The 14205-nt window shown below is 67.5% G+C and carries 14 protein-coding genes; 13 read left to right on the forward strand and 1 reads right to left on the reverse strand.

What is annotated here, in order from left to right:
- The first annotated feature begins 90 nt into the window (after positions 1-90).
- From odhB to BKK79_RS18495, 12 genes are all read left to right on the forward strand, one after another.
- The gene (gene odhB, locus BKK79_RS18440) at positions 91-1335 is read left to right on the forward strand and encodes a 2-oxoglutarate dehydrogenase complex dihydrolipoyllysine-residue succinyltransferase (RefSeq protein ID WP_071038203.1); all 1245 of its coding nucleotides are present in this window, start codon (positions 91-93) and stop codon (positions 1333-1335) included.
- A 105-nt stretch (positions 1336-1440) separates the two neighbouring features.
- A complete protein-coding gene (gene lpdA, locus BKK79_RS18445; protein WP_071013842.1) occupies positions 1441-2865 on the forward strand; it encodes a dihydrolipoyl dehydrogenase in 1425 nt (474 codons plus the stop codon).
- Positions 2866-3021: 156 nt separating this feature from the next.
- On the forward strand, positions 3022-4119 hold the full coding sequence (gene zapE / locus BKK79_RS18450) for a cell division protein ZapE (RefSeq protein ID WP_071013839.1): 1098 nt from the start codon (positions 3022-3024) through the stop codon (positions 4117-4119).
- Between the two features lie 170 nt (positions 4120-4289).
- Positions 4290-6890, forward strand: coding sequence for a heavy metal translocating P-type ATPase (locus BKK79_RS18455; RefSeq protein WP_084084780.1), 2601 nt, complete (start codon positions 4290-4292; stop codon positions 6888-6890).
- A 2-nt stretch (positions 6891-6892) separates the two neighbouring features.
- A complete protein-coding gene (ccoS, locus tag BKK79_RS18460; RefSeq protein WP_071013837.1) occupies positions 6893-7042 on the forward strand; it encodes a cbb3-type cytochrome oxidase assembly protein CcoS in 150 nt (49 codons plus the stop codon).
- A 163-nt stretch (positions 7043-7205) separates the two neighbouring features.
- Positions 7206-8654, forward strand: coding sequence for a cytochrome-c oxidase, cbb3-type subunit I (ccoN, locus tag BKK79_RS18465; RefSeq protein WP_071013834.1), 1449 nt, complete (start codon positions 7206-7208; stop codon positions 8652-8654).
- Between the two features lie 18 nt (positions 8655-8672).
- Positions 8673-9341, forward strand: a complete 669-nt coding sequence (gene ccoO, locus BKK79_RS18470; RefSeq protein WP_071013831.1) for a cytochrome-c oxidase, cbb3-type subunit II — start codon at positions 8673-8675, stop codon at positions 9339-9341.
- Between the two features lie 4 nt (positions 9342-9345).
- A complete protein-coding gene (locus BKK79_RS18475) occupies positions 9346-9543 on the forward strand; it encodes a cbb3-type cytochrome oxidase subunit 3 (RefSeq protein WP_071013828.1) in 198 nt (65 codons plus the stop codon).
- On the forward strand, positions 9540-10454 hold the full coding sequence (gene ccoP / locus BKK79_RS18480) for a cytochrome-c oxidase, cbb3-type subunit III (RefSeq protein ID WP_071013826.1): 915 nt from the start codon (positions 9540-9542) through the stop codon (positions 10452-10454). The genes BKK79_RS18475 and ccoP overlap by 4 nt, the downstream gene beginning before the upstream one ends.
- A 52-nt stretch (positions 10455-10506) precedes the next feature.
- Positions 10507-11976, forward strand: a complete 1470-nt coding sequence (ccoG, locus tag BKK79_RS18485; protein WP_071013824.1) for a cytochrome c oxidase accessory protein CcoG — start codon at positions 10507-10509, stop codon at positions 11974-11976.
- A gap of 122 nt (positions 11977-12098) precedes the next feature.
- Complete coding sequence (locus BKK79_RS18490) at positions 12099-12317, forward strand: hypothetical protein (RefSeq protein ID WP_071016462.1); 219 nt, start codon at positions 12099-12101, stop codon at positions 12315-12317.
- Positions 12314-12559, forward strand: coding sequence for a hypothetical protein (locus tag BKK79_RS18495; protein ID WP_071013821.1), 246 nt, complete (start codon positions 12314-12316; stop codon positions 12557-12559). The genes BKK79_RS18490 and BKK79_RS18495 overlap by 4 nt, the downstream gene beginning before the upstream one ends.
- Positions 12560-12634: 75 nt before the next feature.
- Here the strand turns inward: BKK79_RS18495 and fnr are convergent, their stop codons facing one another.
- The gene (gene fnr / locus BKK79_RS18500; RefSeq protein WP_071013819.1) at positions 12635-13360 is read right to left on the reverse strand and encodes a fumarate/nitrate reduction transcriptional regulator Fnr; all 726 of its coding nucleotides are present in this window, start codon (positions 13358-13360) and stop codon (positions 12635-12637) included.
- An 80-nt stretch (positions 13361-13440) separates the two neighbouring features.
- Between fnr and BKK79_RS18505 the strand changes: the two genes are divergently transcribed.
- Positions 13441-14199, forward strand: coding sequence for a sulfite exporter TauE/SafE family protein (locus tag BKK79_RS18505; protein ID WP_071013816.1), 759 nt, complete (start codon positions 13441-13443; stop codon positions 14197-14199).
- The last annotated feature ends 6 nt before the right edge of the window (positions 14200-14205 follow it).

Here is a 14205-nt window from a genome sequence, read left to right on the forward strand (position 1 = left end):
GAGACTGCCCGGGCGGCGCGATCACCGATCGCGCCGCCCGGTGCCATGCATCGTCGAAGAACACACGCATACATCTAGGAATATCCAACCATGGCTATTGTTGACGTCAAGGTTCCCCAACTGTCCGAGTCGGTCGCCGAAGCGACCATGCTGAACTGGAAGAAGAAGCCCGGCGAGGCTGTCGCCCAGGACGAAATCCTGATCGAAATCGAGACCGACAAGGTCGTGCTCGAAGTGCCGGCCCCCTCCGCCGGCGTGCTGTCGCAGATCGTCAAGAATGACGGCGACACCGTCGTCGCCGACGAAATCATCGCCAAGATCGACACCGAAGCCACCGCCGGCGCCCCGGCCCCGGCCGCCGCCGCGCCCGCTCCGGCCGCCGTGCCCGCTGCCGCTCCGGCTGCCGCTCCGGCCGGCGCCGTCGCCATGCCGTCGGCCGCCAAGCTGATGGCCGAAGGCAATCTGTCGGCCGGCCAGGTCGCCGGCACCGGCAAGGATGGCCGCATCACCAAGGGTGACGTGCTGGCCGCCTCCGCCGCCCCGGCACCGGCCGCCAAGGCCGCTCCCGCTCCGGCAGCCGCCAAGCCGGCGCTGCAGCAGGTCGCCGCCCCGGTCGACTTCGCCGCCCTGGGCGACCGCCCGGAAGAGCGCGTGCCGATGAGCCGCCTGCGTGCCCGTATCGCCGAGCGCCTGCTGCAATCGCAAGCCACCAACGCCATCCTCACCACCTTCAATGAAGTGAACATGAAGCCGGTGATGGACCTGCGCAACAAGTACAAGGACAAGTTCGAGAAGGAACACGGCGTCAAGCTGGGTTTCATGTCCTTCTTCGTCAAGGCAGCGGTGCACGCGCTGAAGAAGTTCCCGCTGATCAATGCCTCGATCGACGGTAACGACATCGTCTACCACGGCTACTTCGACATCGGTATCGCGGTCGGTTCGCCGCGTGGCCTGGTGGTGCCCATCCTGCGCAATGCCGACCAGATGAGCCTGGCCGACATCGAGAAGAAGATCGCCGAATTCGGCGTGAAGGCCCGCGACGGCAAGCTGTCGCTGGAAGAACTGACCGGCGGTACGTTCTCCATCTCCAATGGCGGCGTGTTCGGTTCGATGCTGTCGACCCCGATCATCAACCCGCCGCAATCGGCCATCCTGGGCGTGCACGCCACCAAGGAGCGTGCCGTGGTGGAAGACGGCCAGATCGTGATCCGTCCGATGAACTACCTGGCCATGTCCTACGACCACCGCATCATCGACGGCCGCGAAGCCGTGCTGGGCCTGGTCGCCATGAAGGACGCGCTGGAAGATCCGGCCCGCCTGCTGCTGGACCTGTAATCCGGCTGTCACGCCATGCCGCCGCCGCGCCCGCGCGGCCGGTGGCCTGAAGAATCGAAAGCGCCCCGGCCGGCATCTGCCGGGCGGGCCGCAAAAGGAATCTCCATGAGCAAACAATTCGACGTGCTGGTGATCGGCGCCGGTCCCGGCGGCTACATCGCTGCCATCCGCGCCGGCCAGCTGGGCCTGAACGTGGCCTGCTGCGAAGGCAACGCCTACGACGATCCGAAGAACGAGCCCCGCCTGGGCGGCACCTGCCTGAACGTGGGCTGCATTCCCTCCAAGGCGCTGCTGGCCTCCTCGGAAGAGTTCGAGAACGTCTCGCACCACCTGGGCGACCACGGCATCACCGTGGGCGACGTCAAGGTCGACGTGGCCAAGATGCTCAAGCGCAAGGACGATATCGTCGGCAAGATGACCAAGGGCATCGAGTTCCTGTTCCGCAAGAACAAGGTCACGCTGCTCAAGGGCTACGGCAAGTTCGTCGGCAAGACCGCCGAGGGCTTCCAGGTCGAGATCGCCGGCGAAGTCGTCACCGCCAAGCAGGTCATCATCGCCACCGGCTCGAAGGCACGTCACCTGCCTGGCATCGCCGTCGACAACAACCTGATCAGCGATAACGAAGGCGCGCTCAAGTTCGCCTCCGTGCCGAAGAAACTGGGCGTGATCGGCGCCGGCGTGATCGGTCTGGAGCTGGGCTCGGTGTGGCGTCGCCTGGGTGCCGACGTGACCGTGCTGGAAGCCCTGCCGGCCTTCCTGGGCGCCGCCGACGAAGGCGTAGCCAAGGAAGCGCAGAAGCAGCTGACCAAGCAAGGCCTGAAGTTCCACCTGGGCGTCAAGGTCGACGAGGTCACCACCGGCAAGGATGGCGTGACCGTGCGCTATACCGACAAGGATGGCGCGGCGCAGACGCTGGAAGTCGACCGCCTGATCGTCTCGGTCGGCCGTGTGCCCAACACCGACAACCTGGGCCTGGAAGCCGTCGGCCTGGCGACCGACCAGCGCGGCTTCATCGAGGTCGATGACCACTGCGCGACCAAGGTGCCGGGCCTGTGGGCCATCGGCGACGTGGTGCGCGGCCCGATGCTGGCGCACAAGGCGGAAGACGAAGGCGTGGCCGTGGCCGAGCGCATCGTCGGCCAGAAGCCGCATATCGACTACAACTGCGTTCCCTGGGTCATCTACACCTTCCCGGAAATCGCCTGGGTCGGCAAGACCGAGCAGCAGCTCAAGGCCGAGGGCCGAGAGTACAAGGCTGGCCAGTTCCCCTTCATGGCCAATGGCCGTGCGCTGGGCATGGGCCACGCCGACGGCTTCGTCAAGATGCTGGCGGACGCCAAGACCGACGAGATCCTGGGCGTGCACGTGGTTGCCGCCAACGCGTCGGACCTGATCGCCGAAGCCGTGGTGGCGATGGAGTTCAAGGCCGCCAGCGAAGACATCGGCCGTGTCTGCCACCCGCACCCGTCGATGTCCGAGGTCATGCGCGAAGCTGCGCTGGCCGTGGACAAGCGTCAGCTCAATATGTAAGGTCCGCGCCTTTGCAGGCCTGACATCTTGCAGCTTCGGCGCGCCGTTCGCACGGCGCGCCGTTTTCGCTTTCAGGCGCGGCATCGCCTCTTCCGCGCCGACGCACAGTCCGGCAGCGGTCGCGGCCGCCGCCGGCAACACAAGACAGCAGACAGCATGAACGTTCGCGAGTACTACGATCAGGAACTGAAGCAGCGCGGCTACACCTCGGACGAGGCCCAGCTGCGCGCGGTCGAGCGGTTGCAGCGGTGTTACGACGACTGGGTCGCCTACAAGGGCCGCCGCAACAATGCGCTGAAGAAACTGCTGGTCCATCCCGAGGTACCGCGCGGCGTCTACATGTGGGGCGGGGTGGGGCGCGGCAAGTCCTTCCTGATGGACAGTTTCTACGCCTGCGTGCCGGTGGTGCGCAAGACCCGCCTGCATTTCCACGAGTTCATGCGCGAGGTGCACCGCCAGCTCGAAGAGTTGCGCGGCCGGCCCGATCCGCTCGACGAACTGGCACGCCGCATCGCCAAGCGCTTCCGTCTGATCTGCTTCGACGAATTCCACGTCAACGATGTCGCCGACGCGATGATCCTGCATCGCCTGCTGCAGCAGCTGTTCGCCAACGGCGTGCAGTTCGTGATGACGTCCAACTACCGGCCCGATCTGCTCTATCCGGACGGACTGCACCGCGACCGCGTGCTGCCCGCCATCGCGCTGTTGCAGGAGAAGCTCGATGTCCTCAACGTGGACGCCGGCATCGACTACCGCAAGCGCACGCTGGCGCAGGTGCAGGCCTACCATACCCCGCTCGGGGCCAAGGCCAATTCGGCCCTGCGCGATGCCTTCACCGGCTTGGCCGGGGTGGCTGACGAATCGCCGATCCTGCATATCGAGCACCGCGAGCTGCGTGCGCTGCGGCGCGCCAACGGCGTGGTGTGGTTCGATTTCGCCACCCTGTGCGGCGGCCCGCGCTCGCAGAACGATTATCTCGAGATCGCCTCGCAGTTCCACACGGTGATCCTGTCCGAGGTGCCGCGCATGACGCCGCGCATGTCGTCCGAGGCGCGCCGCTTCACCTGGCTGATCGACGTCTTCTACGACCACAAGGTCAAGCTGCTGATGTCGGCCGAGGTGCCCGCCGACGAGCTCTACGTCGAAGGCCAGATGGCCAACGAATTCCACCGCACGGTGTCGCGCATCATCGAGATGCAGTCGCGCGAGTATCTCGAGTCCGAGCGGCGCGTGGTGGATACGACACTGACCTGAAGGCGGCCGCCGGCCCGCCGGGGCGCCGGCTCACGGGTCCCTGCCTGCGGGGGATGCCGGCCCCAGGTACAGGCCGCCTTTCCCGGCGGCAGCCGGCCCGGGACTTGATCTGCGTCAAGTTCGTTTGACGGCTGTGCCTCTACCATGCATCGGGTAAAAAGAGACCCCCGATGCCTTCTGCCGACACATGTCCCCTGCCAGCCGGCACGCGTGCCGTGCCGCGCCCGCTTGCGGGCGGGACGGGGCGCCACGCCGCGGCAGCCTGCTTTCACTGCGGGCAGGCCCTGCCCGAGGCCGGTGTCCTCCGCGCAGACATCGATGGCGAGGCGCGTGCATTCTGCTGCGGAGGTTGCCAGGCCCTGGCGCAGACGCTGCACGCGGCCGGCTTCGGCCATCTCTATGGCGACCAGACGCGTTTCGCCCGCCCGATCGACGATGCCGCGCGGCGCGAGGCTGAGCCGGTGTGGGCAGCCTACGACAGCGAGGAACTGCGCGCGCAGTTCGTGCGGCCGCTCGATGGCGGGCGCGCCGAAATCACGCTGACCCCCGAGAACATCCGCTGTGCCGCCTGCGCCTGGCTGATCGAGCAGCACCTGGCGCGGCTGCCGGGCGTCGAGTCGGTCGTGGCCAACGTGGCCACCCGCCGCGTGCTGGTGCGCTGGCGCCCGCAGCAGACCGGCGTTGCCGGCCTGCTGGCGGCACTGGCCGAGATCGGCTACCTTGCCTGGCCCTTCGAGCTGTCGCGCTCGGACGCGGATGACCGGCGCGAGCGCCGCGGCCTGCTGATGCGGCTGGCGGTGGCCATGCTGGGCATGATGCAGGTGATGATGTACGCGTGGCCGATCTACACGCACGAGGCCACCATCGACCCCGCCATGCTGCAGCTGATGCGCTGGGCCAGCCTGCTGCTGACGCTGCCGGTCGTGCTGTATTCCGCCTCCCCCATCTTCGCCGGTGCCTGGCGCAGCCTGCGCCGGGGCCACGCCGGCATGGACGTGCCGGTGGCACTGGGCATCGGCGCGGGTTTCCTGGCCAGCGTGGCGGCGACCGTGCACGGCAGCGGCGAGGTCTACTTCGATTCGGTCACCATGTTCGTCGCCTTCCTGCTGGCGGCGCGATACCTGGAGCTGCGCATGCGGCAGGCCTCGCGCAGCGGCGCGGAGATGCTGGCGCGCCAGTTGCCGGCCACCTGTGAACGCCTGGACGCCGGCGGCAATGTGGAGCGCGTGCCGGTGGCGCGCTTGCGCGCCGGCGACCGCATCCGTGTCAAGGCAGGCGAGGTGGTGCCGGCGGATGGCGTGGTCGAGGCCGGCAGCAGCGCGCTCGATGAGTCGATGCTGACCGGCGAGAGCCGGCCGGTCCGGCGCGCGGCCGGCGAAGCGGTGCTGGCCGGCTGCTTCAACACCGCCAGCCCGCTCGAAATCCGCGTCGAGCGCATCGGCGCAGGCACGCGCCTGGCGGAGATCGTCGCCGTGCTGGACCGTGCGCTGGCCGACAAGCCCCGCCTGGCGACCTTGGCCGACCGCGTCGCTGGCTGGTTCGTGGCCGCCTTGCTGCTGCTGGCGGGCGTGACCGGCCTGGTCTGGTGGGCCTGGATCGATCCGGCGCGCGCGTTGCTGGTGGCGGTGGCGGTGCTGGTGGTGAGCTGTCCCTGCGCGCTGTCGCTGGCGACGCCGGCTGCGCTGGCGGCTGCCGGCGCCTCGCTGTCGCGGCGCGGCGTGCTGCTGACGCGCGGCCATGCGCTGGAAACGCTGGCGCAGGTCAGCGATGTCGTGCTCGACAAGACCGGGACCTTGACCGAAGGACGCTTCGCGCTGGCCGAGGTGCGTGCGGCGCAGGGCGCGCCAGCCGACCAGTGCCTGGCGCTCGCCGCTGCCATGGAGGCGGCAAGCGAGCATCCCATCGCACAGGCCTTGGTGGCGGCGGCGCAGGAGCGCCGCGCGGCCACGGCGGCCGATGGGGAGGGGGACTCCCCGCCCCAGGTGGTGCCGGTCGCCGCGCTGCGCAGCGTGCCGGGGCAGGGCCTCGAGGCCCGCATCGGCGCGCGGCGCCTGCGGCTCGGACGCCAGTCCTTCGTCGCGGAACTGGCGGGAGGCGCCCCGGGCGATCTTCTGCACGGTGCGGCCGAGCCCGATCTTCCGGCAGGCGCCACCACGGTCTGGCTCGGCGAAGCGGACCGCTGGCTGGCGGCTTTCGTGCTGCACGATGTCGAGCGCGCCCGTACCGGCGTCCTGCTGGCGCGACTGCGGGGCCTGGGCGTGCGCTGCCACCTGGTGTCCGGCGATGATCCGGCGACGGTCGACTGGTGGGCGCGCCGCTTCGGCATCGCCGGTGCCCGCGGCGGCACCACGCCCGAGGACAAGCGCGACTATGTGAGCGCGCTGCAGCAGCGCGGCGCGGTCGTGCTGGCGGTCGGTGACGGCATCAACGACGCGCCGGTGCTGGCGCAGGCCCAGGTCTCGATCGCGATCGGCAGCGGCGCTCCGCTGGCGCAGGCCGGCGCGGACGCGGTGCTGGCGCACGGTGGCGTCGACGAGATCGCGACGGCGCTGGCCATCGCTCGCCGCACGCGCCGCGTGGTGCGGCAGAACCTCGCCTGGGCCTTCCTCTACAACGTGCTGGCGATCCCGCTGGCGGCCACCGGCTTCGTCACGGCCTGGATGGCGGGTCTCGGCATGTCGATCTCCTCGCTGCTGGTGGTGGCGAATGCCTGGCGCCTGCTGTCGGCGCCGGCCGCGTCCGGTGCGACGGATCCAGCCTCGGAGGACTGACCATGGAAACGCTTTACCTGCTGGTGCCGCTGAGTCTGGCGCTGGTCGTGTTGATTGCCGGCGCCTTCTGGTGGGCCTTGCACGCCGGCCAGTACGACGACCTCGACCGGCCCGCCGAAGCGGTGCTGCTCGACAACGACAAGCCGTCCTGAGGGCGGTGGCAGGTGGCGTGCGACCGTGGCCGATGCCTTCGGTTCTGCGCGCAGCGGGGGGCGCTTGATGCAGATCAACGCACGCGGGGCCCGGGCTTCATACATTCACATCATCGGCGCTTTCGCCAGATCGGTTTTCACTACTTAGTCTTGGGGGGTCTGAATGGATGTCACTGCCGCGTCTTCACGCGTCGACACCTTCAACTACGGCGTCGTGAGGCAATTCGCCATCATGACTGTGGTCTGGGGGATCGTCGGCATGGCCGTCGGCGTGCTGCTCGCAGCACAGCTGATCTGGCCGGAGCTCAACTTCAACACGCCGTGGCTGTCGTTCGGGCGCCTGCGCCCCTTGCACACCAATGCAGTCATCTTCGCTTTCGGCGGCAGCGCGCTGTTCGCGACCTCGTACTACGTGGTCCAGCGCACCTGCCAGGCCCGCCTGTTCTGCGGTCCGCTGGCGGCCTTCACCTTCTGGGGCTGGCAACTGGTGATCGTGGCGGCGGCCATCACGCTGCCGATGGGCATCACCAGCTCGAAGGAGTACGCCGAGCTGGAATGGCCGATCGATATCCTGATCACGCTGGTGTGGGTGGCTTACGCGGTGGTGTTCTTCGGCACCATCATCAAGCGCAAGACCAAGCATATCTACGTGGCCAACTGGTTCTTCGGCGCCTACATCCTGACCATCGCGCTGCTGCACATCGTCAACAACCTCGAGATGCCGGTGTCGATGTGGAAGTCCTACTCGGCCTATGCCGGCGTGCAGGACGCCATGGTGCAGTGGTGGTACGGCCATAACGCGGTGGGCTTCTTCCTGACCACCAGCTTCCTGGGCATGATGTACTACTTCATTCCCAAGCAGGCCGAGCGTCCGATCTATTCGTACCGCCTGTCCATCGTCCACTTCTGGGCGCTGAACTTCACCTATATGTGGGCCGGCCCGCACCACCTGCAGTACACCGCGCTGCCCGACTGGGCGCAGTCGCTGGGCATGGTCTTCTCGCTGATCCTGCTGGCGCCGTCCTGGGGCGGCATGATCAACGGCATTATGACCTTGTCGGGCGCCTGGCACAAACTGCGCACCGATCCCATCCTCAAGTTCCTGGTGGTGGCGCTGTCCTTCTACGGCATGGCGACCTTCGAGGGCTCGATGATGTCGATCAAGACCGTCAACGCGCTGTCGCACTACACGGATTGGACCATCGGCCACGTGCACTCGGGTGCGCTGGGCTGGGTGGCGATGATCTCGATCGGCTCGCTTTACTACCTGATCCCGCGCCTGTTCGGCGAGAAGCAGATGTATAGCGTGCGCCTGATCGAGCTGCACTTCTGGATCGCCACCATCGGCGTGGTGCTGTACATCGCCTCGATGTGGATCGCCGGCGTGATGGAAGGCCTGATGTGGCGTGCCACGCAGCCGGACGGCACGCTGACCTACGCCTTCGTCGAGGCGGTCAAGGCCAAGTACCCGTTCTACCTGATCCGCCTGGCGGGCGGTATCTGCTTCCTCTCGGGGATGCTGCTGATGGCCTACAACGTGGCCAAGACGATCGTCGGGCGGCCCGCGGTCGATGCACCGATCCCGGCGAGCCTGCCGGCCACCGCCCACTGATACGCCCAGGAAAGGACCATGTCTGAGAATCGAAGCTTCTTTTCGCACGAGACGCTGGAGAAGAATGTCGGCTGGCTGATCATCTGCACCATCGTGGTCGTCAGCATTGCCGGCCTGGTGCAGATCGTGCCGCTGTTCTTCCAGCACTCGACCACCGAGCCCGATCCCGGCATCAAGCCATACTCGGCGCTGCGCCTGATGGGCCGCGACATCTATATCCGGGAGGGCTGTGTCGGCTGCCACTCGCAGCAGATCCGCACGCTGCAGGCCGAGACCGAGCGCTACGGCCATTACTCCACCGCGGGCGAGTCGGTCTACGACCATCCCTTCCTGTGGGGTTCCAAGCGTACCGGCCCGGATCTGGCGCGCGTGGGCGGCCGTTATTCGGACGACTGGCAGCGCATCCACCTGCGCAACCCGCGTGACGTGGTGCCGGAATCGGTGATGCCAGCCTACCCGTGGCTGGAGAGGACCGTGCTGCCAACGCATGACGTGCAGGCGCGCATGCATGCGCTGCGCCGCCTGGGCGTGCCTTACACGGACGACGAGATCGCCAAGGCGCCGGCCGAGCTGGAAGGCAAGACGGAGGAAGACGCGCTGGTGGCCTATCTGCAGGGCCTGGGCATCAACAAGCGCAATGTGCGGGTCGACACCGCGGTTGCCGGCGGGCAGCCGGCCAAGGAGTGAGGCCATGGCCATGCTGAGCGCATTCTCGACCGTGCTGTCGATGCTCTTCTTCCTCGGCATCTGCTGGTGGGCCTGGTCCGCCGGCCGCCGGCGCGCCAACGAAGAGTCGGCCATGCTGCCGTTCGCACTGCCTGACGAGACGTCGGTGGCGGGCGCGGGCAGCCATGTGGATACCACATCTAGCAGGAAGATCAGTTCATGAGCGACTTCATCTCGGATTTCTGGAGCTACTACATCGCGGCGATCGCCCTGGCGGGCATCGTGTGGTGCGTCTGGCTGCTGTTCTCGCAACGCAAGGTCGCCAAGGCACAGGGCGCGGTCGAGGACACCGGCCATGTCTGGGACGGCGACCTGCGCGAGCTCAACAACCCGCTGCCGCGCTGGTGGATGTGGATGTTCCTGCTGGCCTGCATCTTCGGCCTGGGCTACCTGGTGCTGTATCCGGGGCTCGGTTCCTACGCCGGCCTGCTGAAGTTCTCCACACAAGGCGAACTCGCAGCGCACCGGCAGGCCGCGGAGAAACTGCAGAACTCGGTCTACGCGAAGTACATGAAGATGGATATCAAGCAGGTGGCGGCCGATCCGGAGGCGCGAGAGATCGGGCAGCGGCTGTTCCTGAACTATTGCGCGCAATGCCACGGCTCGGACGCGCGCGGCAGCCGCGGCTTCCCCAACCTGAGCGATCACGACTGGCTGTACGGCGGCGAGCCGGAGACCATCCAGCAGACCATCACCAAGGGTCGCAATGGCGTGATGCCTCCGTTCTCGGCGGTCATCGATGCCAAGCTCGCCGGCGACGTGGCGCAGTATGTGCGTTCCCTGTCGGGCCTGGCCTACGATCCGATCCGTGCCGCACGTGGCGAGGGCACGTTCAAGTCCACCTGCGCGGCCTGTCATGGCGCCAACGGCAAGGGCAACCAGGCGCTGGGCGCACCGAACCTGAGCGACAACACATGGTTGTACGGCAGCTCGGAGTCCACCATCGTCGAGGGGATCCTGAAGGGACGCAACAACCATATGCCTGCGCATGAAGAGATCCTGACGCCGGAACGTATCCGCATGCTGACCGCCTACGTCTGGGGGCTGTCGAACGCGCCGGAGGCGTCACGATGAGGAAAGTGCATCGCGCCGCGCCGCAGGGCGCGTGCGCCGCCGGAGCCAGCCAATGAATGCACCGGAGACGGAACCGCTGGCCCGCAAGGGCGGGCCGGCAACCGCAGCGCCTGCGACCGAGTCGGTCGACGAGGCGTTGTATGAAGTCCGCCGCAAGATCTACCCGCGCTCGGTCAGCGGTGCCTTCTCGAACTGGCGCGTCTGGCTCGTGCTGCTGACGCAGCTGATCTACTACGGTACGCCGTGGCTGCAGTGGAACGGGCGCCAGGCGGTGCTGTTCGACCTGGGCGCGCGCAAGTTCTATATCTTCGGGCTGGTGCTGTGGCCGCAGGACGTGATCTACCTGAGCGTGCTGCTGGTGATCTCGGCGCTGGCCCTGTTCCTGTTCACCGCCATCGCCGGCCGGCTGTTCTGCGGCTATGCCTGTCCGCAGACGGTCTATACCGAGATCTTCATGTGGATCGAGCGGCATGTCGAAGGCGATCGTTTCGCCCGCATCCGCCTCGACGGCGATCCGTGGTCGCTGCGCAAGCTGCGCATCAAGGCGACCAAGCATCTGCTGTGGATCGTGGTGGCGCTGTGGACCGGTTTCACCTTTATCGGCTATTTCGCGCCGATCCGCGAGCTGGGCGGGCAGGTGGCTGCGTTCGCGCTCGGGCCCTGGCAGGCCTTCTGGATGCTGTTCTACGCCTTCGCCACGTGGGGCAACGCGGGCTTCATGCGTGAGCAGGTGTGCAAGTACATGTGTCCCTACGCGCGCTTCCAGAGCGTGATGGTGGACCGCGACACCTTTGTCGTCACCTACGACAGCGGCCGCGGCGACCCGCGCGGCAGCCGCTCGCGCAAGGCCGACCACCGCGCCGCTGGGCTTGGCGACTGCGTCAATTGCAGCATCTGCGTGCAGGTCTGCCCGACCGGCATCGACATCCGCGACGGCTTGCAGTACGAGTGCATCGGCTGCGGCGCCTGCATCGATGCCTGCAACCAGGTGATGGACAAGATGGACTACCCGCGCGGGCTGATCCGCTACACGTCGGAGAACGCGATGCGCAAGGGCTGGTCGGCCCAGGCGACGCGCAAGCGCCTGCTGCGTCCGCGCGTGATGATCTATTCGGCGATCTGGCTGGCACTGCTGGCGGGCTTCGCCATCTCGCTGTCACTGCGCACGCCGCTGAAGGTGGATATCATCCGCGACCGCGGCAGCCTCGGGCGCGAAGTCGAGGGGCGCTGGGTGGAGAACGTCTACCGCCTGCAGCTGATCAATACTAGCGAGGCGCCGATGCAGTTCACCATCCGCGCCGACAGTGCGGAACTCGGCAAGCTGCGCGTGGAGTCCGACGGGGCGACCGGCGAACTCGCACCGACCTCGAACCGCCTGCTGGCCATCCGCGTGCGCGTGCCGCTCGAGCAGGCGCGGCAGGGCACGCACAAGATCCGCGTGACGGTGCAGGGCGGCCAGGAGGAGGGGCATGTCGTCGAGGTGAACCAATCGACCAGTTTCATCGTGCCGCGCGACCTGTAGGGCGTGCGGAGGGGATTGCCGCAGGGCAGACAAGCGGGGCGGCCACGATGCCGCCGTGCGTAACAGCAAGGAGCGAAGCCATGCAAGGACCCGCCCGACAATCATTGACGGACGCCGGCACGATGCAGCAGGCCGTGCGGCCGTGGTGGAAGGAACCCTGGCCCTGGCTGCTGATGAGCGGGCCGCTGGCGGCGATGGCCGCCTGCGGCGTGACCATCTGGCTGGCGATGACGCATCCCGACAAGCCGATCGAGGAGGGCGTCAGCCGGCACGGGCTGGTGGTCGAGCGGCAGGGCGCGGCGCGGGCAGTGTCCGGCGCGACAGCCACGGAGCGGCCATGAGACTGCGCTGGCTGATGTGGGTCCTGTGGCCGGCCTTCCTGGTCGCCGGTGTGGCAACCGCCGCGGTGTTCTCGCTGGTGGATCCAAGCGATCTCAGGCTGTTCGGGCGGCCGGTCGAGGCCTCGCGCGAGGCGGTCTACACCATCGGCTTCCTGCTGGCCTGGCTGCTGTGCTCGCTGTCGAGCGCCCTGACCTTTTATACGATGCCGGTGCGCCTCGGCGATACCGACGAACTGGAGTAGGGGATGCGCGCAGGCCGAAGGGCTGGGCAGAACGGGGCCTGTCGAAGGCGCCGGATGCCTGCGCCCTCGGCTTGGTCAGCAGCTCTTGCCGTAGATCTGCTTGATGCCGGGTACGTCGACCAGCTTGACGTGGCGCTGGCGGATCTGGATCAGCCCGGCCTCGGCGAAGCGCGAGAACAGGCGGCTGACGGTTTCCAGCTTGAGGCCGAGATAACTGCCGATTTCCTCCCGGCTCATGCGCAGCACGAACTCGGTCGACGAGTAGCCGCGTTCCGACAGGCGCTCGGACAGGTTGACCAGGAAGGCGGCCAGGCGCTCCTCGGCGCGCATGGAGCCGAGCGTCAGCAGCATGACCTGGTCCTGCGTGATCTCCTTGCTCATCATGCGCAGGAACTGCTGCTGCAGCGACGGCACGGTGGTCGACAGGGTCTGCAGGTCGTTGAAGCGCATCACGCAGACCTCGGTGTCTTCCAGTGCGGTAGCATCCGACGCGTGCTGCATCTCGCCGAGGCCGTCGAGTCCGACGACTTCGCCCGGCAGGTGGAAGCCGGTGATCTGCGAGCGCCCGTCTTCCATCGTCACGTGTGTCTTCAGGGTGCCGAAGCGCACCGCGTAGACTGCGCTCAGGGGTTCGCCGAGCCGGTAGAGCGTCTCGCCCTTGTGGACTCGCACGCGTTCCTTCACCAGCGAGTCGATCTTTTCGATGTCGTTGCGGTTCATGCCGACCGGCACGCACAGGTGTCCGAGCGAGCAGGACGAGCAACGGGGCGACATCGCGGTGACGGGGATGGAATTGAGCAAGCCGGGGCCTATTGTCGTTGAGCTGCGAGGGCGCAATTTCTGCATTTTACTGTGTGAAGGCATCCGAAGGGGAGCGAAAGTTGACTGCGGCGGTCTTTTTCAGTGTTTTTCTGCTGGCCTTGCTGGGTGGCGTGCACTGCGCAGCCATGTGCGGCGGCATTGCACTGGCGGTCGAGCGGCCGCAGGCGGAAGCGCCGGTCGTCGTGCTGCGCAGGCCGCGGGACTGGTTGCGTGAACAGTTATCCATGCATGCGGGGCGGGTGGTGACTTACATGCTGCTCGGTGCCGCGCTGGGCGCGGTCGGCGCCGGTGCCTGGCGAGCCCAATACCTGCCGCTGCAGCGCGGCCTGTTTGCCGCTGGCAGCATGGTCCTGCTGGGCACCGGCCTGTGGCTGCTGGCCGGGCGCGCGCCGCAGTTCGCCGCGCTGGAGCGCTTGGTGGCGCGTGGGGCCGGAGCCCTGGCAGGCCGCCTCCGCGGGCGGCGCGCCGGTGCCCCGTCCGCCCCGATTCAGGTCCGCCCGCGCTTGCTCAGGCGTTTCGGCATCGGTCTGGCGTGGGGGCTGGTGCCGTGCGGCATGGTTTACGGTGCGCTCACCCTATCGTTGCTTGCCGGCAACGCGTTGTCGGGGGCCTTGCTGATGGGGGTATTCGGTCTCGGGACCTTGCCCAACCTGCTGATGTTGTCCGGCCTGTCCGGCGCGTTGCGCGGCTGGTCGCGCCGGCCCTGGGTGCGCGTCGGTGCCGGCGTGGCAGTGATGGGGTTTGGTGCGGCCGGGCTTGTGCGGGCGGCGATGTTGCCGCACACGCTCGCCGCACACGGCTTCTGTGTGGTGTTCTGAAGGGGG

Source organism: Cupriavidus sp. USMAA2-4 (assembly GCF_001854305.1).
In the GTDB taxonomy this organism is placed as follows: domain Bacteria; phylum Pseudomonadota; class Gammaproteobacteria; order Burkholderiales; family Burkholderiaceae; genus Cupriavidus; species Cupriavidus malaysiensis.

Coding starts and splice junctions, on each gene's coding strand:
- ccoS (WP_071013837.1), top strand. CDS start 6,893: ATGGAAACGCTTTACCTGCTGGTGCCGCTGAGTCTGGCGCTGGTCGTG.
- BKK79_RS18475 (WP_071013828.1), top strand. CDS start 9,346: ATGGCCATGCTGAGCGCATTCTCGACCGTGCTGTCGATGCTCTTCTTC.
- lpdA (WP_071013842.1), top strand. CDS start 1,441: ATGAGCAAACAATTCGACGTGCTGGTGATCGGCGCCGGTCCCGGCGGC.
- ccoO (WP_071013831.1), top strand. CDS start 8,673: ATGTCTGAGAATCGAAGCTTCTTTTCGCACGAGACGCTGGAGAAGAAT.
- BKK79_RS18495 (WP_071013821.1), top strand. CDS start 12,314: ATGAGACTGCGCTGGCTGATGTGGGTCCTGTGGCCGGCCTTCCTGGTC.
- ccoG (WP_071013824.1), top strand. CDS start 10,507: ATGAATGCACCGGAGACGGAACCGCTGGCCCGCAAGGGCGGGCCGGCA.
- ccoN (WP_071013834.1), top strand. CDS start 7,206: ATGGATGTCACTGCCGCGTCTTCACGCGTCGACACCTTCAACTACGGC.
- ccoP (WP_071013826.1), top strand. CDS start 9,540: ATGAGCGACTTCATCTCGGATTTCTGGAGCTACTACATCGCGGCGATC.
- zapE (WP_071013839.1), top strand. CDS start 3,022: ATGAACGTTCGCGAGTACTACGATCAGGAACTGAAGCAGCGCGGCTAC.
- BKK79_RS18490 (WP_071016462.1), top strand. CDS start 12,099: ATGCAGCAGGCCGTGCGGCCGTGGTGGAAGGAACCCTGGCCCTGGCTG.
- BKK79_RS18455 (WP_084084780.1), top strand. CDS start 4,290: ATGCCTTCTGCCGACACATGTCCCCTGCCAGCCGGCACGCGTGCCGTG.
- odhB (WP_071038203.1), top strand. CDS start 91: ATGGCTATTGTTGACGTCAAGGTTCCCCAACTGTCCGAGTCGGTCGCC.